This window comes from Bradyrhizobium monzae (assembly GCF_021458635.1).
Lineage (GTDB): Bacteria > Pseudomonadota > Alphaproteobacteria > Rhizobiales > Xanthobacteraceae > Bradyrhizobium.
The window spans coordinates 47710-67905 of record NZ_JAIRDQ010000013.1 but is presented as its reverse complement, the minus strand read 5'-3'; the positions used below and the strand labels follow the sequence as shown (position 1 = coordinate 67905).

Annotated in this window: 8 protein-coding genes; 4 read left to right on the top strand and 4 right to left on the bottom strand. The window is 58.6% G+C overall.

The window, feature by feature from the left end:
- Positions 1-56: 56 nt before the first annotated feature.
- From K3F49_RS33370 to K3F49_RS33355, 4 genes are all read right to left on the bottom strand, one after another.
- Positions 57-2468 carry a hypothetical protein gene (locus tag K3F49_RS33370; protein ID WP_234685132.1) on the bottom strand — a complete coding sequence of 804 codons (2412 nt, stop codon included), beginning with the start codon at positions 2466-2468 and terminating at the stop codon, positions 57-59.
- A gap of 45 nt (positions 2469-2513) precedes the next feature.
- On the bottom strand, positions 2514-2855 hold the full coding sequence (locus K3F49_RS33365) for a hypothetical protein (RefSeq protein ID WP_234685131.1): 342 nt from the start codon (positions 2853-2855) through the stop codon (positions 2514-2516).
- 69 nt (positions 2856-2924) lie between these two features.
- A complete protein-coding gene (locus K3F49_RS33360; RefSeq protein ID WP_234685130.1) occupies positions 2925-5282 on the bottom strand; it encodes a hypothetical protein in 2358 nt (785 codons plus the stop codon).
- Positions 5283-6539: 1257 nt separating this feature from the next.
- On the bottom strand, positions 6540-9230 hold the full coding sequence (locus K3F49_RS33355) for an AAA family ATPase (protein ID WP_234685129.1): 2691 nt from the start codon (positions 9228-9230) through the stop codon (positions 6540-6542).
- An 823-nt stretch (positions 9231-10053) separates the two neighbouring features.
- Here K3F49_RS33355 and K3F49_RS33350 point away from each other — a divergent pair.
- From K3F49_RS33350 to K3F49_RS33335, 4 genes are all read left to right on the top strand, one after another.
- The gene (locus tag K3F49_RS33350) at positions 10054-11367 is read left to right on the top strand and encodes a DUF2130 domain-containing protein (RefSeq protein WP_234685128.1); all 1314 of its coding nucleotides are present in this window, start codon (positions 10054-10056) and stop codon (positions 11365-11367) included.
- Between the two features lie 518 nt (positions 11368-11885).
- Complete coding sequence (locus tag K3F49_RS33345; RefSeq protein ID WP_234685127.1) at positions 11886-17882, top strand: DUF3320 domain-containing protein; 5997 nt, start codon at positions 11886-11888, stop codon at positions 17880-17882.
- 702 nt (positions 17883-18584) lie between these two features.
- Entirely contained in the window at positions 18585-19196 is a 612-nt protein-coding gene (locus tag K3F49_RS33340) for a CDP-alcohol phosphatidyltransferase family protein (protein WP_234685126.1), read from the top strand.
- Between the two features lie 31 nt (positions 19197-19227).
- The gene (locus K3F49_RS33335) at positions 19228-20097 is read left to right on the top strand and encodes a formyltransferase family protein (RefSeq protein WP_234685125.1); all 870 of its coding nucleotides are present in this window, start codon (positions 19228-19230) and stop codon (positions 20095-20097) included.
- Positions 20098-20196 lie beyond the last annotated feature (99 nt).

The following is a 20196-nucleotide window of genomic DNA, read 5'->3' as shown; positions in this document are numbered from 1 at the left end:
TCCGACCTCCAAGAAAGCCCCATGTGGACGAGTTACCGACATGTCTCATCGTCTGCTCATGCCGAAGCCGCACGCACCCATAGAAGCTGCTGGATAAGTCGCAGGTAGGTCTGCTGCACAGCCTTGTCCACTTCTCTTTGCCTGTGGTCGCGAAAGAGAGCCAAGAGTTCCGTCACAGATTGAAGCAAATATCGACGGTGCCTACGATCCTGGCGGAGTTCTCGAAGGATGGTTTGGAGCCAAGCATCGCCTTCAGCCTGCGCCGACGCATCGCCAGCAGCTAGCCATTCCCGCCACATGGCGAAGAGAAAGGCTACAATCCGGCCCGGTGGCATTTCCAGCCAGCTTTGGGGTTCGTCAATGTTCGGCCTGGATGTGGCTGCAAAAGCCTCACGGACATTCGAGTCGATGATCCGAACAGGCGCCTCGGTTATGAGGCAGGCCAACAGCTTCGAACAGGTTTCGGCAGGAAGGCCGCCGAAAATTGGTAACGTTCCGACGGTCGGAATATCGGAGGCGTTGGCGGCAGCGGTCACAAGCGGCGCCCATAGAGCGTTTGCAATGCTGTCGCGGAGTACCTTGCTCAGCGCGTCCGGTTCATCGTCCGTCCCGATCCACTCCACAAGCTGCACAACAAATTTCTGTCGACGTTCCACAGTTGGGGTTGAGAGCAGATCACGTACATAAGCGTATGTCAGCGTTTCCGGTATGGACTGTCCCGTCTGGAGAATTCGATGGGTCCAGCTTTTCAGGGCATTGATGGCAATTGGATTCGACGCGTTGCGGCTGCAAGAGCGAAGCGCTTGAAATGCGACTTCAGGACCGGCCTGCTTGAGCAAAGCTCGGACAAAATCCGTAGCCGGTCCGCGGCTCTCATCCTGCTGCGGGTTCAGCCAAAAACTTGTTAATGCCAGTCCGGCTCGATGGCCGCGCTCTCGCGAGGGCAGCCGAATACCGTCATCGCCAAATGTCTTTGCGAATCCTGCTATAGCATCCGTACTGGCGTCATCTCTCTGCGCCACCGTCATTAGCGCGGTCCAGCATTCGATTTGGTCAGTCGAAAGTTGCTTCTCGACAAACAACGTACTGGGTACCAACGCACGCCGCAGCCCTGCGAGCGTGACGTGCTCGTCATCGAATTCCGCTCTCAGCCGGGCGGCAATCGCCGGAGATGCGCAGAATACCTGACGCATTCCTTCGGCCCCTGTCTTCAACTGCACGATCCCTTCAGTCCGCAGCCGTTGCAAGCGTGCTGGCGTCCATCTCGGCCGGGCTACGGGCACGGCGGTGCCTGTTACAGGAGGCGGTAAAGGTAGCGTCGCGATGATCGCATTTGCCAATCTTTCAAAATCGGACAAACCGAGGCCAGGAATGTAGGCCGCGAGAAACAGTGCAACCAGGTCGAACACATGATCAACGTTTTCGCCCAATTGTTCCGTCATGACCTTGAGCAGAAAGTTGGCTGAGGCATCGGCATCATTGCGCAGCGATTCCGTATATTGCTTGAGGTTCGTGAATCTAAGTGCAGCCTCGCAAGCACTTTTGAGTTCAACATAGCTCAACTCAGCACCCGTGCCGCCGGCAACCAGTCTTCGTCTCAAGTCTTCGACCCAAGTTTCTTCCCTATCGAAGGTTGCGGCGAGAGCTGTCTCGAGGCGCACACAGATACGCACATCACTGTCGCGGCGACCTGTCGTCGCCCCCGGAAGCGCTGGCCGCTCCTCGAGGAAGACAATCAACAGGATATTCGTCTGCCTGCAAGCTTCGCCTAGGTGACGGATCTGATCGTCGGACCGCATGAAGTCTTCGTAGAAGTCTGATCCGGTGAGGGGATAGAGTAGTCCAACCGTCACCGCCTTCTCAGCCAACTCGGTGATTGTTTTTTCAATCGCCTTCGCAATCCAGTTACGGCGCTCTTCCCGGAATATTACATCAACCCGGTGCACGTCGTTGCCGGAGCCGGCACTGTCGAGCCGTACAGCAGAAAGCGCCGAAGCTCGCACGACACCGAGCACATCGTCGTTTGGATATTCAATAACGACGAGGCCCGCTTCCGGAAATGGCTTATGGAAGGCTCGTTGACGAAGGCGATTGCAAACTACCAGGTCGACGCGACATTCGACATGAGGTTTCACGCCGATTTCAATCAAATCGGATATGTTACGCGCTCCGGCATTCAGTACCGCTTTTATGAAATTGATCTCGGAACCTTCGAGCTTTGCCTTTTCAAAATTGGCATTCACACTCAGCGTGTTTACGAACGTCTGTGGCTCGCTCGGGGGCACCGGTCCGCCGGCAATTGCTGCTTGCGGGGCCTGGGACGGGGTTGGATTGGCTAAGCCCTCGTCGGCGCCTTGCGATGGCAAAGATGCGCCCGCAGCTAGTTCCGGCTTGGGGTCGACCGCGGGCGCCGCCGCTGCAGCGTTCGCCGGAGCCTCCATCTCTTTGGGCGCTTCCGCCGGTTGCATTCTCAAAAACCCTTGTGTCTTTCCTGTCGGTCCTAGAACCTTGCGTCAGTCTCTCCGGGATCCGATCGAGAGGCCGATAATTGACGATGAGTTGATTGTTGCTCCCTGAAAATTGAGATTCGCGGTGATATCTCCGCCCTTGGGTAGCTTTTGCGCCTCGGTGGCGATGGGGGCGAGTTCCCGCTCAGTGAGCAGTGAGAGCGCGTAGCGCAGCCCGTCACGATCAATTTCACTGCGTTCAAGCTTTTCCGCAGCCGCCGTTGCATGGGCGGGAGCGTCCCTCGTCTTCAGCAGCATCCCGAGACCAACCCCGATCCGCTTGACCAGTTCTTTGCTCGCCTCGGACGCCGCACCTGAAGCCAGAGCTGAAATAATAGCGTCAATCATGTCTTCCTGTCCTCCAGTAAGAGCCTAACAGTTCTCGACGGAGTGGGCTCTGAGGCGAGCCAGCTCTGTTCACGACGGCTGCTGATCAACGATGTCTCCATCGGCTCGCCACGCCGACGCATGTTGTGAAAGTTGCTTGCGATCGTCTCCTTCCTTCGAGCCAAAGACCTCGGACAGCAAAGCCGGCGAAGCAGAACCTGGAAAGGTCAATGTTCCATGTCCCGGCCCGTCACCCTGATCAAGAGTGGCCTCCGTTGCGAGCGTTTGCGCGCGTTCTTTCAACAGGTCGAGCGCCTGCTTATCTTTCTCGTCACTCGTAACGGGATCGAATTTCAACAAAGCGGTATGATACTGCGTCAGAGCCACCCGAGCTGCGTCGTTCCGCGTCCGCTGCAAGTCGTTGGCGAGGGCTAAGAGATCCTTGAAATTTTCGAGATAGCTATTGGCCGCAATTGATTTCATTCCCAGCGGATCATCGTCGTTCACTGCAATTTCGAGCTCGACAATCAGCCCGAAGGTTTTTGCAACGAATGTCTCAGCTCGCTGCACTAAGCTTTGATAATATCCCCGCATCTCCGCGTTCGGTCCGTTTCGTCCGGTCGCAAGAAGCGTCTGGATTTGGTCCCGATTCATCCTGCTGAGAAGCTGATTCAACTGACTGACGACGGCCGCCTCAATCCGACCGTGGACCTCGGTAACGTCGAACGCATAGAGGCTCGTTTCAATATAGCGCTCGTAGGTGCTGGGCTCATTTCCCTGTGCGATGGCATCGGTATAACGCGGCTCCTTGACCACATAGGTGGCTCGCAGCACCAGACCACCCAGTTGGCCGCCCGCGCTCTGCGCCAGGTTATTGATGGTGAAACTATGCCCACCTCCTGCCTGTAGCGCGCGCAGATACGATCGCGGCACGCTCTCTTGTCCATTAATTTGAATGCTGTGAATACGGAATCCATAAGCGTCCTCCAGCCGCTTCTTGATCTCGCCTTCCAACCTCTTCATCCAGTTTTCGCCATTTTCGCCGATTGGCATTCCGGTGTCGTAGTTGAAGGGATTCACATCACCGAGCACCGTTTGAACTGTCCCTGGCAGATCAGTTTGCATATCGGCGATCGGATCGGTCTCGAGCGTCATTCGGCCCCGGATTTGATCGAGACTCGTGACGCTGCCGCTGAAGCTGATGGTGACGCTGACCTGCGATCCACCCTTGAGTTGGTATTCTTTCTTTGTAAGCGTGATATTCGGCGCCTGGATAAGGAGTTCGACCAGCTTTGCTTTCGGCGCGGTCACAAGGTGATAGATATCATATCCGATCGCCGCGAGCTTGTCCTTGATCTCCGTATTGAATTCCTTGCCCAGCGGGAGCTTCGGCTCTTCCTTGTTACGTTCGACATTCAACGGATCGAGCACGAAGGCCTGAATCAGGTCAACGAACGTTTTGCCCTGCAGCTTTTTCGCTGCGGCGCCCTTAATCGCCTTAATGGCGTAATCCTTAGGATCGACCGTCCGATCGAGGCTTTCGCCGACGAATTTGCTGAAATCCGCTAGGACTAGTTGCGCGGTGTGCCGGAGCGGAACCGGCTGCTCGCTATCACTGAGTTGAATCGGGGTCTCGACCTCGACCTCAATCTGGTTCGCTGGCCTGTCCGGCAGACCGCGCGGTTCGGGCAAAGCAAAGCCACGCAACTGATGTCCGTAATGCCTGAGACGATCATTGATGAAGCTTTCGCTGGCCTTCTCAACGGCACGGCGATCGCGGAGAATACGGTCAAATAGCGTAGCATCGTCGAAAAACGTCGCTACAGCTTCGTTTACTACGCGCGTCAGGATTGCTTTGTCGGGCTGCAAGCAGGCGATGACTGCGTTAAATCGAGGATCGGGGACAACCTCACAGTGCAATCTTGTTTCGAGACGGCGCGCCACACCGGGAATGCGGAACGGCGCGACGATTTCATCCATATCGAATGCGGGACGCTCGCCATAGTTCTCCCATTCGATGGTCGCGTCAGCGTGCAGGTCTATCCGTGCAAAGTACTCGACTACTTCATCCCGGAACCGAGGCAGGACGACTCTGTCAAAGTCGTGGATCGTTTCATTCCTTAACCTCCGCTGAACCTCTGCCGCCGCGATGTCGACGAGTATCTTGACGGCAGAAATTGGGTCGAGGTCCAGGCTGGCCAGATAGCCGAGCGCATTGCTCGCTTGCACTGATCCGAATTTCGATCGATCTAGAACGGACAACGTCAGTTCGACGTCACACGTAACCTTGCGTCGTCCCGTCGGCTCGGAAAAGAGACATCCACCGACGATATGCCGAACCAGACCGGCCGGGTTGATGGCCACAGTTGCTGTCGCAATACTTGGCGTAGTAACGACGGCCGGTTTACGACATTCCGCTTTTGCCGATCGATGTTGACGCAGATCCAACCCGAGACTTCTAGTTCTTTGCGCCGATATGGATCGATGTCCGCTTCAATCAACTTCTCCAAGGTCATGACGCAACGAACCCCCTCGATCACCCCAATGCTCCTTTTGGCAGTCTAGCGGGAAGTTCGCAACGTTGGAAAGTGAAAACGGATAACACAACTTGCGTGAATCGTGCCTAGCTGTTCCGAATTATGATTGGGGACGGATACCGCCAGAATGTCTTCGATCAGTCTTTCTGTGCTCCGACCAGATGGTGAAATCCGTCGAAAAAATCCACCGGAGCGCGGAAATTAAGCGTCGGCCCGGGCCCAGTTGCATCCATCAATAGTTGAGGTGCGGCTATTGTGCTTAGACGAACGCAACCGTTTCACGAGCGCACCATTTCGAAGAGCGACAAGGCAGCGCCAGCGAGATACTTAGCCGTCATTGACAAACGCAATGTCGCCGAAAGTAGCACAACGAGCGCAGGATCTTGCAGTTGCGCTCTGGCGCGACCTCCCCGTCTCTTTCGCGCCTTTCATGTTGAAGATTCTGGGTGACGCCACCAAGATGCTGAGCTCTCATATCTCCTTTGTTCTATTTGCTGGCACCGGATTCATCGGCCTATCATTTGCGTTGTAGCGATGGATCAATGGAGCTTTTTCCAAAGCCAAGCCTCCTCGCGGCGGATCTGGGTGTAAAGTCTTTATAGCTATTTCCGTTCGCGAGCGGAAATTGCCGAAACGCCGATCGAACAAGCAATGAAGAGCTACCGGGAAACCTGCTGCGTACTACTGGTTGTCTATTCGATGGCCGCGGACGCAAGACGCGCAACATGCGCCTCATGTGCGCTCGTTGCTGCGGGCGTGCACACACTGAGCGATGGAAGGGCTCGATCTTCGAGCTCTTGCGCTAGCGTCGGGCCGAGCCCGGCAACAGGTCCGCTACCTCCGGCGAGATTGCCGTAGAATGCAAGAGGCTTAAGTTTTCTAACAATTTGTTTTAGGAGGCCGCGTCCGAGCGATGCAGCCCTATTCCCAGTGGGTTCTAGGCAGCATTTGCCGTTTTCGGCGGGAGATGCCTTCGCCGGTTTCGTGCAGCTCGGCCACGAGTTTGTCTAACCCGCCGCAATCCTTGACAAGTTCGCTTATGTCCAAGTTGGCCATCGCTTTTTTAACCGGTGTACACCGCAAATAAGCTTGCACGACTATCCCTGAAACTGCAGCTCCGGGCGCCGTTGCAATCCCGCAGTAGGGGCGTGGCCTTCCGCAAAGATGACTAGTCGAGGACGTCAGCCGCCACGGGGCCTTCCTCGTAGGCGTGCCCTTCCTTTTCGAGCGTTTTCCGACGAGCGTTCGCAGCGGAAACGAAGGAGCTGAGCTTGTCGAGGTCGGCCTTAATATCCGCGAACTTTGGAAGACCGGCCGGCACTCCGACTGACTGGTCATGGCCCGAGAACTTCGAGCATCGCGTCATTCCAGCGAGCACCGCCTCGTAGTCCGTTTTGTCCACATGGGCAGCCCTCAGTCTCAGAGTTGCAACATTTGGCCGGAACCGTCCTACGACCCCGGCGAAGAGGATTTCCTCAACAGTATGCTCCCACGTCTCGCGCATCTTGGTGTAGACGTCCGTCACAAACGAGCGCTTTGCTTCGTCAGCTTCGGAATACGTCTCCTTCGCGCTCTGAAGCAGGCCATCAATGATTGATATCCGCTTGGTGACACTCATGGAAATCCACGGTTGCTGCTTATCGTCGATGATGCCGAATCGCCCATCACCATACTTGGCGATCCATTCCTCCCGCACGCCGACCTTCATTTCGCGCGCGGCTTCGAGCACCGTGTAGTGAAAGAACAGATTGTGCGTGAAGACAATAACCTGGCGCCCCGCTGCGGCCTCTTTCACCAGACGTTTCGCGACCGCCTCCATCCGGGCATGATCGAGCGACGATACCGGATCATCGACCACGATCCCGTGCTTCGAACCGAGTTCCTTTAATTCAGCAAGGAAGCCTGCCAAAGCTAGAGCCCGCTTCTCGCCCTCACTCAAGATATCGCTGTTCTTTGCTATCTTCTGCTGGGCTTCTAGTCCGATATGAACCTTGCTCTTGCCGACCTCGCCCCGATCAGCGAGTTTCAGGGGCAAATGCTCAAGGTCGAGAGCGGTGATCTCATCCTGAAGACTGGCTTTTAGGGAGGGCGTAAGAACCTTTCTTCTCAGGCGGGTAATCTGGGCTGTGATGCCGGCGACAGAGCAGGCCGCCGTGCACGCCTTGGTCTTCATAAGCAGCTCCAACGAGTTTCGCCGTGCCACAAATGTTTCGATGTCGGCCGAAAGTTTCTTCCGCGCCTCCAGCTCGCAGACCTGCTGCTTGCGCTGCAGGCGCTTATCAGCCTCACCTGCATTCGGCTTTAGTTCTTCGATTTCCATCTGAAGAGCAGGCACTTCGCACAGAAGCTCGTCGACCACGGACCTGTCGATATCCACCAGATCGTCGAGGCTCTCGTAATCGAGCGCCTGGATGGCCGTTACCAGCACAGCGTGGCGCGCGCGGCAGGAGTCGTAGAACCCCTTCAACCTTTCCGCCAAAGCTTGGCGGTGGCCGTGTCCTTCTACGAAGTTGACAAGCCTCGTCGTGACTTCCTGAGCATCGACGACCTTCAGATCGAGGATGGCCCGAGCAATCTCCGCAAAACGGTGTTTTGCTTTCTCGGCGTCCGCACTGGCGCGACCTTCGACATATTCATCGAACGCAGCCAGGCGGGCACGCGCCCGCGCATCGAGAGGCTGGTGGCACAGCACACAGGCCCCCGCGGTAACCAACTGGGGCGGGTTCAGGGCCGGATACGCTTCGGCGGCGAAGTCGCGCGCGTACATCAGCATCAGGCGCCATGTCTCACTGCCTAGCTGCGGGACTGCTGACTCCTCTGCCAGGCCGATTGCGGCCGCCTTGGCAGCATCGCGTGATGCAGTCGCCTGCCGTCGCGCTTCTTTCAGTGTCTCTATGCCGGAGTTTCCGATGGTATCGAAGATCGTGTTTGCCTCGTGAACCAATGTGTCGACCGTTGATCTGGTCGCTTCCTTTACTTTCGACAGAAAGATCGGATCCTTGCTGAGCTCCAGCTTAAGCTCGAGCAATTCGGCCTCGTCCTCTTCGTCCCAGGTCGCCAGCGCTCGCATGCTGGCTTCGCTGGGCAGCGGTTGATTTGCCTTTAACGTGGCGATCATGGCCGATACTTTGGTGTTTTCCATATAGCCCAGCGGAAGAGCCGCTTGGTGCGATTTGTTGAGCTGCGCCTCCTCCGCCCGAAAGCGAGCGTCCAGCGTACGCAGGGCTTCAGCCAGATTCGTCAGCAGCGCGAGTTCGAAAGGTAAGAATTCGATGTTGCGTTCAGCATCCACGTACAGGCCGGCCGCATCGCTATCGAACACTGAAATTCTGGCCAGTTCGGGTGGAGGAGCGCTTTGATCGTTCCAGACAACCGTACGCTTCTCCTTGTCACCGTCGACTTTGAAGGTGAGCGTGATCTCCCGCGGGTCGAGCGATTCGGGCTCAAATATGTTTCCTCGCAGGGTCACATCGTGCAGACAGTGGCAGATTTTCTTGGCAATACGACAATAGCCGCTTTTGCCGGAACCGTTCGGGCCGTAGATGAGCGTCAGGCCATTAATCGCAAACTTCAGTGGCGGCTGATCTGTAGCCAATCGATCAATGTTGCGAAGCGGTCCAATCGAGCCGAGAACAGTGACGGGCGCAAACTTGTTGCCCGCTTTCAGGCTGGCTTTGGTGAGGTCGGCCCACGTCGGAGGTGTGCCGTCGAGGACTCCGGCTTCGATTCTGATAGCGGCCTCGAGTGCGCCAAGTTCGTCCTCGTCCAACTTCGGCTTGGTGGTCAGAAGACGTATGGCCTCTTGCTGCCAGCGGGGGCGTGCGACGCACCATCCAAACAGATCGCTATCGCCAGTCATTCGTACTCCAGGGCAATTGTATATCAGGCAATGCAAAACTATTGATAGCAGCAATGGAAGGGGGCGTCGTTTGGGTTGTCAAGCCGCCCTTCCCGTTCTCCGATGAAAGTCGTCGATACGCTTCCAAGCGTATCACTATGGTGCCCTGATTGATCCGCAGCGATGAGCCCAGGGGATTTTGCGGGCTCGAGCAAGAAGGGCCTGCCGGCTTTTTTCTGCGACCGTACGAAGCGAGATCGGAGATCCTTTGTTTGAAGCGCACGTGGTGAACGTCCGATTCGCGACAATCTTGACCTTGATACCTACCGCACTGTCTACACAAAGGACCTAGAGGTCGTTCTGTACGTCGCGCACGCATTCCAGAAGATTCCGCCAGCGAGGTTGCCCACCCGCAGCGACGCATTGCGTCGGTCGGTGGCGCGCGGGCGACGCCGAGACCATCCACAACGCAAAAAGCGAGAGTGTGATGAGCATAACAAAGGTGCTGAAACGATAGCATGGGCTCCGGCACCGTTTTTCGCCGATCTAGGCCTATCACACGCCGAAAAACATCGATTGAAAGCGGTCCTCGTTGTCCAGCTGTAGCCGCTAGTGGCGGGGCGAGAGATAACGCGGACTGAAAGCGTCAAGCTGATTGAGATGGAGCAACCCGCCTGTCAAAGCTGCTTCGAGCGGATTTCAAGTTGGTTTCAGTGGAAAAGCCGCCGCACATGCCGACGGCGTTCGACCGGAGCGTTGAAATAGCGCTAAGGCATATCGCAAGCCTAACGAAGCTGGCTGGATCACGGCTATTGCGGCTTGGTGCCACGGAACGGGAGAGTTCATGACATTCAACGCGACCGCGGCTGGTGCCGCACATGAACCCACCCTTCATTGCCCGAATTGCAATCACGAGATTCGGTTGACGGAATCGCTTGCCGCGCCCCTTCTCGCGGAAACACGTCAGAAGTTTCAGGAACAGCTGGCCAACAAGGATGCGGAAATCGCACGTAAGGCGGAAGCCCTTCGAGGGGAGCGCGAACAGCTCGAAAAGGATCGCGAGCAGGTCGAAGACCAAGTGACGCAAAGATTGGCCGCGGAACGCAGCCGGCTCGTCGCTGCGGAAGCCAAGAAGGCCCGGGACGCGGCGGCGGCCGAGGTGCAGGCCCGAACAGACGAAGCGACGGAGCTTCGGTTGGTGCTTGACGCCAACAACGTCAAGCTGGCTGAGGCGCAGCAGGCACAGGCTGAACTCATGCGGAGGCAGCGGGCTCTCGACGAGGAGAAGCGAGAGTTGGACTTAACAGTTGAGAAACGGGTCCAGGCCTCGGTCGATCAGATCCAGACAAAGGCCAAGCAAGAGGCTGACGAGGCGGCCCGGCTGCGGGTCGCGGAGAAAGATCAGACGATCGAGTCGATGTCCCGAACGATCGAGGAGTTGAAGCGTAAGGCCGAGCAGGGATCGCAGCAGTCACAGGGCGAGGTCCTGGAACTTGAACTCGAAGGGCTTCTGCGCGGTCGTTTTCCGACTGACCTGGTCGAGCCAGTCGGAAAAGGTGAGCTTGGCGCTGACGTGGTTCAGCAAGTCAACGGGTCGCTTGGACAGCCGGCGGGCATTATTCTCTGGGAATCGAAGCGTACCAAAGCTTGGAGCGACGGATGGCTCGGCAAGCTTCGGGACGATCAACGCCGGTGTGGGGCTGATGTTGCTCTCATAGTATCGCAAACACTTCCCAAGCAAGTCGAGCATTTCGACCTCGTCGACGGCGTGTGGGTGACGCACCCCCGCTGTGCACTGCCGGTTGCCGTCGCTCTCCGTCAGGCGCTCATTGACATCAGCGGTTCGCGACTCGTCCAGCAGGGTCAAAAATCCAAGATGGAGGAGGTTTATCACTATCTGACGGGCACCAAGTTCAGGCAGCGCGTCGAAGCCGTGGTCGAGAAGTTCAACGACATGCGGGAAGATCTCGACAAAGAGCGCAAATTCATGGGCCGACAGTGGGCCAAGCGGGAAACCCAGATATTGGCTGTCATCGACTCCACCGTGGGTATGGTGGGAGATCTTCAGGCCATAGCCGGCAAGGCTATGCCGGACATCCCAAGTCTGGACATGCCACTGTTGGAGAATGAGAGCGACCCCGGTCGCAAGGCGGGGTAAGAAAGGACGGCAAGTCTCGCAGGGTGCTCATCCCTATCTGCGGCTGGCCAGTCCGGGGCCCGGAAGACCCTACGTCATATCCATCAATTTGACGGTCACACCGCCCCGGCGGCAATCGTGACCTCTTTTTGGATAGGAGTGTCAGATACTAGAGGTGAGCGAGCTTCTTATGCACGGCTGGAGCTTTCGGCACGCTCGATCTAAGCGCCAATATTATTCGATCTTTCCAGGGATCAGCCCTGTGAATATGCTCGAACTGGGCGAGCAATCCACTTATAATCGCGTCAAAAGAGTATGTGGGGGCATTGGCTTGTTTGGGAGATTCGGCCCGTTAGGGCCAGATCGCTGTACGACATAGTGCAATCGGGTTGTTTGACCTATCCATTTGACCCGTCGTGTAGAATATCCGACGCCTCCCATAAACGAAGCAGTTCGTGATCGGACCACACCAGCGCTGCTCTCAAGCACGTCTGGTGCCGGGCGAACACGAGTTGCATGGGGTATTCTGAGGGCAAATCATGCTGGAGCGGATCCAATGTGAGAACGCGGTGAGCGGAGCCATAAAAATCGCTTGCACCGCCGCTGATAACGTCAACGTCGCGTTCTATCAGAATGCCGTGCCCATCATCCGGGATCTCGCGGTCGAAAACGCGCTGGGTAGCGATCTAACGGGAGTTTCGATCCATCTTACGTCGGAACCGCCATTTCTCACCCCCGGGGTTTGGCGCATCGATCGTATTGCGGACCAAACTGTCCACCATATTCGCAGTCTTGATCTGAAGCTTGATCCTGCCTTTCTCGCTGGCATCAACGCCTCTCGGCGCGGCGAACTTCGCATCCGGGTCGAAGCGGCGGGGACCGTGCTTGGCGATCAAACCGTCGAAATCAATCTGTTGCCACCCTCGCACTGGGGCGGCGTCAATTCAGCGCCCGAACTGCTGGCGGCCTTCGTCCGGCCGACCGATCCCAGCATCGATGTCATCCTGCGCGAAGCCTCCAACAAACTTGCATCCGCCGGTCGTGACGAGGCCCTGGATGGGTACCGCAAGGGGACCAAGGCTCGCGCCTGGGAGATCGCCGAGGCGATCTGGGCTGCGCTGGTGTCACATTCGATCGCCTACGTCTTGCCGCCGAAAAGCTTCGAACGTTCTGGCCAGATGGTCCGTGGCCCCAGCGAAATTCTTTCGCGCAAGGTCGGCACCTGTCTCGACCTGACGCTGCTGTACGCGTCGTGCCTCGAACAAGCGGGCCTCAACCCTGTCGTTGCCCTCACCGACGGCCATGCATTTGTCGGCATCTGGCTGGTGGACGAGGATTTCTCCGGCCTCGTCGTCGACGATCCCCAGATGTTGCGCAAGCGCGTGCAACTGGAAGAAATGGTCGTGGTCGAGACAACCCTGCTCACGGGTGCGCACCCGGCGCGCTTCAAGCAGGCGGTCGAAGCGGCCAAGAAATTGATTGCTGAGGACGCCGCCTCACCATTCGAACTCGCCATCGACGTACGTCGGGCGCGAAGTGCCAAGATCCGTCCTCTCGACCTGTCGGGCTCGGCCGAACCGGCAATCCGGCCCGTCACCGACACTGCGGCGATCGCGCAGGAAGTGGGCGAAGCTCCGCATTTCGAAGAGGATCTCGACAAGCGTCGCGAGCCGGCCCCCGAAAAGAACCTCGACAGGCTCGAGATCTGGAAGCGCAACCTTCTCGACCTCTCGCTGAAGAACCGGCTGCTCAATTTCAAGGATGCAAAATCGACCATCGCAATCGAGTGCCCCGATTGCGCGATGCTCGAGGACAGGCTCTCCGATGGCGAACGTTTCAAACTGCTGGGCAGGACCACGGTGCTCGACGGCAGCGACGGGCGCGATACGACGCTGCTTGCCGACCGCCAGAATGAGGACGCACGCAAGGACTTCATCCTGGACGCGATGAAACGAGGCGACCTGCACACAAACGTCGCCGACATCGAGCTGGAAAACCGGCTCACCGATCTCTACCGGGCATCGCGACTCGCCTTCGAGGAGGGTGGCGCGAACATCCTCTATCTCTGCCTCGGCTTCTTGAAATGGACGCCGCAGGACGGGTCCGGGCCCTACAGAGCGCCGCTGATCCTGGTACCCGTGCAGCTCGAGCGCAAAAGCGTGCGCTCTGGTTTCCGCCTCGCGCTGCACGAAGACGAAGCGCGCTTCAATCCGACACTCCTGCAGATGCTAAAGCAGGATTTCGATCTGTCGATGCCGGAGTTCGATGGAGAATTGCCGCAGGACGCCTCGGGCATCGACGTCGCCGGGATCTGGAAGACCGTCCGCCGCCACATCAAGAGCATCAAGGGCTGGGAGGTCACCGAGCAGGTTACGCTCTCGACACTCTCCTTCACCAAGTATCTGATGTGGAAGGACCTCGTCGACCGCACCGATCTGCTCAAGCGCAATCCCGTGGTGCGCCACCTGATCGATACCCCGACCCACAGCTATGAGGGATCCGGAGCGGGCTTCATCGACGCGCGAACCATCGACGAAATCGTCGAGCCGGCTGAACTGTTCGCGCCGCTCTCGGCCGATTCCTCGCAGATCGCTGCCGTGGTCGCCGCCCAGCGGGGCGCGGACTACGTTCTCTTCGGCCCTCCCGGCACTGGCAAGAGCCAGACCATCGCCAACGCCATCACGAACTGCCTTGCCCACCAGAAGACGGTGCTGTTCGTCTCACAGAAAACTGCAGCGCTCGAGGTCGTCAGGCAGCGCATGCAGGCCATCGGACTCGGCAACTATTGTCTCGAAGTGCACTCGACCAAGGCCCAGAAGTCCAGCGTGCTTGAGCAACTCGCGACCGCCTGGCGCGAGCGCAATCTGGTGACCGAAGAGCACTGGTCGACGGCCGCCGGCGACCTGAAGAAGAAGCGCGATCAGTTGAACAGGCTGGTCTTGGCGCTGCACCGCAGGCGCGCGAACGGCATGACGGCCTACGAGGCTTTCGGACGCGTGGTCGCAGATCGCGACCGCCTCGCCGACATCGAACTGGCATGGCCCGATGGAACAGTGCATTCGCCGGAGCAGCTCGCCAGGATGCGTGAGAGCTGCGCGGACATCCGCACCGCATTGGAGGCGGTCGGAGACCCGTCTGTCCATCCGTTGCAGGGTATCGAGCATACTCGCTGGAATCCGGCCTGGGCGCAATCCTTGCAGCAGGCGATCGATCGGCTGCAGAACACGCTGCAGCAAATGCGCGCGGCGGCGGACGCGCTCGTCACCTCGCTTGGACTGAACGAGGTGGTCGACGACAGCTCGTTGCCGCAACTCGTCAAGTTGGTTGCGCTGATGCTGAACCCGGACGCCGCAGACGGTGCGCTGCTGTTCGGCGAAGAGGCTCACCATCGTATCCGTGCGCTGACCGCCCTGGCCGACGTGGTTGGCCGCATCCGCGACAAGGCGTCCGAATTGTCGGCCGAATACGACCTCAAGGCGGCAGCGCTGCTCGACCTACCGGTCCTGCAGCGGGAATGGACCGAGGCTTGCGCATCCAACATGCTGGTGCGCGGCGGCCGCAAGAAAAAGATACGTGTTCATCTGCAGCCGTACTGCCCGGGCGATGTGCCAGACGAGATCGGGCGTGACCTCATCGTCTTGCAAGATCTTTGCGATCTGATTCGCGGACTGGAAGCACTGAGGCCGCATTTCCGCGGTATCGAGCGGTTGTGGCGGGGATTGGATAGCGACCCGGCGCGCATCGCAGCGCTCATCAAATGGGCTCAAGACCTGCAAGCTGCCGTCGACGGCTTCGAGATCGACGACGTGCCACCAGAACAGATAGCCGCACACATCACCGCCCTCCTCACTCAGGACATCTCACGCTTTCGTCCCGGGGGTCAGGTACGCAGGGCGTTTGACACCATGCAGCAGGCTTTCCCGGCCATGCATCAGGCGGCCAAGGATGTTGGCACGTATATCGGCCTCGATCGCCCTGAAGAGATCATCCAGCTGGAGCCCGGCTGGATCAACGAGTTGCAGGAACGCACGGCACGGTGGAAGGCCAACATCATCAAGGCTCCGCAATGGGCGACATGGCGGGCAGCTGCAAAAACTGCGCGCGCGGCCGGACTTTCGCCGCTCGTGGACGCCGTTGAGGACGGCCGAGTTACTCGCGACGAGCTCGCCGGCGCGTTCGACTTTGCTTACGCGCGTTGGGTCGCGGAGACCATCGTGAACGAGGACGAGGTGCTGAGCGGGTTCCTGGCCGAGAGGCATGAGGCCCTCATCGATGCCTTCGTCGCCGCCGACCAGAAGGTCTGCGAGCTCGCCAGGCAGATCGTCAAGGCGCGGATTGGCGCCTCCGTGCCGACACAGACCAATTTCGGCAAGGACCCGGAATGGGGGACGCTAGCGCGTGAGATCAACAAGAAGGCCCGCCACATACCGCTGCGCCAGCTCTTCGGGAAGATTCCGAACGTCATGACCCAGCTTGCGCCCTGCATCATGATGAGCCCGCTTTCGATCGCGCAATACCTTCCGGCGGAAGCGAAACCGTTCGACGTCGTGATCTTTGACGAAGCTTCGCAAATTCCCGTTTGGGACGCCATCGGCGCCATCGCTCGCGGCAGCCAAGTGATCATCGTCGGCGACCCTGAGCAGCTTCCGCCAACCAGCGTCGGCCAGCGCGGCGTCGACGATGAGGACGACGACGGTTCAACAGTCCAGAGCCAGCAGAGCATACTGGACGAATGTCTCGCCTCGAACATCCCAAGCATGCGACTGTCGTGGCACTACCGCAGCCGCCACGAGAGCTTGATCGCGTTTTCGAACGCAAAATACTACCGCGGTGAACTGATGACCTTTCCGTCTCCGGTGACCCGCGACACCGCGGTTCGCTACGTGCATGTCGAGGGCGGCATCTACGAACGCGGCGGTGCCAAGGTAAACCGGAAGGAAGCCGAAGCGGTCGTCGCCGAGGTTGTCCGGCGCCTGAAGACATCGTCAAAATCGATCGGGGTCGTCACTTTCAACGGCGACCAGCAGCGCCTGATCGAAAATATGCTCGATCAGGCCCGACGCAGCGATCTCGCCCTGGAGTCCCATTTCGACAAGAACCAAACTCGCGAGCCGATTCTGGTCAAGAACATCGAGAACGTGCAGGGCGACGAGCGCGACGTCATCATCTTTTCGGTCGCCGTCGGTCCCGATAAGACCGGCCGAGTTACCGCGCAAATCTCCTCGCTCAACGGCGAGGGTGGCCACCGCCGACTCAATGTCGCGATCACCCGTGCACGCAGCGAGCTTTTGGTGTTCGCGACACTCCGCCCCGAGCAGATTGACCTAGGGCGCACCAGGGCCAAAGGCGTGGTCGACTTCAAGCACTTTCTGGAATTCGCCGAGTACGGCGCGCGCGCCATCGCCGAGGCGTTCTCGCCGACCGGTCGCGGAACGGATTCGCCGTTCGAGGATGCCGTGATGGACGCGCTGCAAAAGCGGGGGTGGGAAGTCCATCCACAAGTAGGCGTTTCGTTCTTCCGAGTCGACCTCGGCGTCGTGCACCCGGACTTTCCGGGCCGCTATCTCGCTGGCATCGAATGCGACGGCGCTACCTATCACCGCTCGGCTACCGCCCGGGATCGCGACCGGCTCCGCGAGATGGTCCTGACGGACCTCGGTTGGCGCATCTTGCGCATCTGGAGCACCGAATGGTGGATGGACAGCTCCTCGGCTGCAGAAAAGATCCATACGCGGCTGACAGCCGATCTCGAAGCGGACCGCGCGTCACGCCCATCTGCCACCTCCCCGGAAGAGGTCACCGATTTTGGTGCGCTTCCGGTTATGGGGGAAATGTCGGTCAGTGCTCAGGATGCCTTGGAAACAGCGGAGATTACACCGTCTGACGAGCAGGCGGACCCGGCTCCTTCCGCCGAGGACGATCCTCCGTGCTCGCAGCCGCTTCTCCCTGCACCCGCAAACGAGAGCGAGCCTGACGAGGAGCCGAGGATCTACGCGCGCGGACCAGGGCCGGCTGCCGCTGACCCTGCCGCAATGCCGAGGATGTACACGAAGGCTGACCCCAGCACAGTCGTGGCCCCCGACCGAGAGCGCTTCTACGACGTTGGCTACCGGGGCAATCTCCGCAATATGATTGACCATGTGATCGAAATCGAAGGACCGATCTATTTCGACGTTCTAATCGACCGCGTCGCACGCGCACACGGCTTCCAACGTTCGGGCGAAACGGTGCAGCGGATCATCCGGGCAGCGCTTGGTCGAGACCGCTTCCCCACAAGCCGAGACGGCGATCGAGAGATCATTTGGCCGCAAAACACGGCGCCCAGCGCTAAGTCGCCCTACCGCGGCGGCGGCGGTCGCGAGCACGGCGATGTGCCGCTGTCCGAATTGGCGGGCCTTGGCGATTTTCTTCGTGCCGAGGGCCTTGAGGAGGATGAAGAGTTGATCCGCGGCATGCAGGAACACTTTGGACTCGGCCGGCTTGCAGTTTCCACGCGTCAGCGCTTCGAGGCGGCTATAATGTCTGATGAGAACTGACCAAGAGCCGGCGGCCAAGATCGCGGACCTCGCGACCGACACTGAAGTTCGCCGGGTTATACCGCAGGTTTTAATACTCTGATTGCGTTCGACCATGCTCAATACATCGCCCTGCAGCCGGCGTTGGCGGAGCGTTGGGAGCGGATTGGCGTCAGTCCCCGCGACTCTTCTTGCGCAAGGGCGTGATCTTCATCTCGGTGGGTCCGCTCACAGGCAAAGGTGTCGCCTTCAGCCTCGGGCCGATCATCTATTGGAAACCCTGGCGCAGCCGTATATCCGAGGCACTGCAGTCACTGGATCCACTCAAAACGGGTCGAGGTTGGCGATTCTTACACCGTCATCGTGCATGCCAGGCGGCGACGCACTCCTTGAGCAGCGTCTTGCCGCCTGCGGATCGGAAATCGTCAGCAGGCGTGCTACGTCAATCCAATAGGGAGATGCAACGTTTTGCGAGCCGGTCAACTACCAACTCCAGTAATTGATCCGGACGACAGAGACGTGTCACCAGCAGACGGATGAACGTTTGGCAGGCCGAGCGCGCCGGCTAGGAGTTCGGCATGCAAGGTCGCATACACTCTGTTGTCGACACACCAGCTCTGATCGATGCGCCGGCTCCTCGCCTGCAGCAATGCAGAGCATTCAGATTGTCGCAGGAAATAGCGTGCGCTTCTCTCCGCAGAGGCCAGAACGTCGAGGCACTCAATGATCGCGTACCTATCTGACCGCGCCAATAGCGTTACGGCACTTGGGATACTATGTTCTGGTGCGGGGATAGGGCTGGCCGTTAGAGGAAACTACGAGGCGGGTATAGCCCTCGGGCTCTGGGCGATAATTGCCGATGACGTGGACGGCGCAATCGCCCGGCGCGCAAAGAACCGTACGATGGCCGCGAAGGCCATCGGAAAATCCCTAGATGGATTCTCGGACCTCATCTTTGGATCAGTCATACCGGCAATCGTGATTGCATCGGTCATGGATTTTGCTGCGTCAGGGGTGTTCGCGGCGTACCTGTTATTGATCGGAGCTCTCCGTCTCGCGTATTTTGACTATTTTGGCCTGAGCGATGAGGGTTATTCAACCGGTCTACCTCTATCCTACGACTTGCCAGTGCTCGCGGCCATATTTCTGATCCACCGCATCGTCGCACCACTTGAATTAAGTGTCGTTCTTCCGGCTATCTTTCTACCGTTGTCGTTGCTCCACATTGCACCGCTCAAGATCAAAGCCTCAGGCACTCTCGTTCATGTGCTTACGATCGCAATTGCGATCATCGGGTCCGCCGGACTGCTGATAACCAGTGGCATCCGAGCATAACGTCGCGGCGTAGAAGGCCCAGAGGTAAGACATGTCGACTGTAAGTAACGGGCTCGTGTTTGCTGGCACCCGGGGGCTCGCAAGCCGCTGCATTGTGTTTATCATCGAGACCTGCGGCAAAGACCTCGTCTCCGCAATTCTCGGTCCCCCCCGGAACGAACAAACGTGGTGGAGCCACGAAACCAGCGAGGAGCTATGGCAGATCGCCGACCGCTACGGAATACCCTATCTCGAGTCAATGGACGACGTTTCCCGTTACGGGGGCTTTCTCGTAAGCGTGTTGTGGAATAAGATTTTTCCGGCCCACACCCTTGCGCGGTTTGATCGAGGGGGAATCAACCTGCATCCGGCTCCACTGCCTGAATATCGTGGCAGCTTTGCCCGGACTCATGCGATCCTTAACGGGGCCGAGAGCTTCGGAGTGACCATCCACTACCTCGCGGAGCGGGCCGATACGGGGGACATCATCGGCGAGATGCGGTTCCCCGTCTTGCCTTCAGAGACAGCTCTCTCCCTAGACACCAGGGCGCAACTTTATGGCTACGCGCTCTTCTGCGAGGTATGGCTGCGCTTGTTGGACGGATCCTTTGTCCCGCGATCGCAAGCGTCGCTGATAGCTGAGCATAAGCGCGAGCCTCGCTTCTACACCACGCGGAAGATCGCCGAACTCCTGGAATCGGCGGATGTTCCGCGCGACGCCGAACAACTCGAGCGGCTGTATCGTGCATTATACCTCCCACCGCGTTTCACGCCTCCGAAGTGGCTCGTTCAAAGGGTTCTGGCAAACGAGGTGCGAACGATCCTTCGGCGTAGCTGCGCGCCAGGCACAGCTTTGAACGTGGCGGCGGACTCGCAGCTGACTCCGGGATTGCCGGAGATCCTGCTTCGGAGGGAACCTTAGGCGACTGTCGACCGAGATTACCATCAGAACGCCGCGCTCCTCTTCAGCACGACCTTGGCAGGGCAGCCACTTTTTATGACAAGTCGAGCCATCCCAACA

Excerpts from the sequence above, each read along its gene's own strand:
- K3F49_RS33370 (WP_234685132.1), bottom strand. The coding sequence starts at position 2,468 with ATGCAACCGGCGGAAGCGCCCAAAGAGATGGAGGCTCCGGCGAACGCT.
- K3F49_RS33365 (WP_234685131.1), bottom strand. The coding sequence starts at position 2,855 with ATGATTGACGCTATTATTTCAGCTCTGGCTTCAGGTGCGGCGTCCGAG.
- K3F49_RS33355 (WP_234685129.1), bottom strand. The coding sequence starts at position 9,230 with ATGACTGGCGATAGCGATCTGTTTGGATGGTGCGTCGCACGCCCCCGC.
- K3F49_RS33350 (WP_234685128.1), top strand. The coding sequence starts at position 10,054 with ATGACATTCAACGCGACCGCGGCTGGTGCCGCACATGAACCCACCCTT.
- K3F49_RS33345 (WP_234685127.1), top strand. The coding sequence starts at position 11,886 with ATGCTGGAGCGGATCCAATGTGAGAACGCGGTGAGCGGAGCCATAAAA.
- K3F49_RS33340 (WP_234685126.1), top strand. The coding sequence starts at position 18,585 with ATGATCGCGTACCTATCTGACCGCGCCAATAGCGTTACGGCACTTGGG.
- K3F49_RS33335 (WP_234685125.1), top strand. The coding sequence starts at position 19,228 with ATGTCGACTGTAAGTAACGGGCTCGTGTTTGCTGGCACCCGGGGGCTC.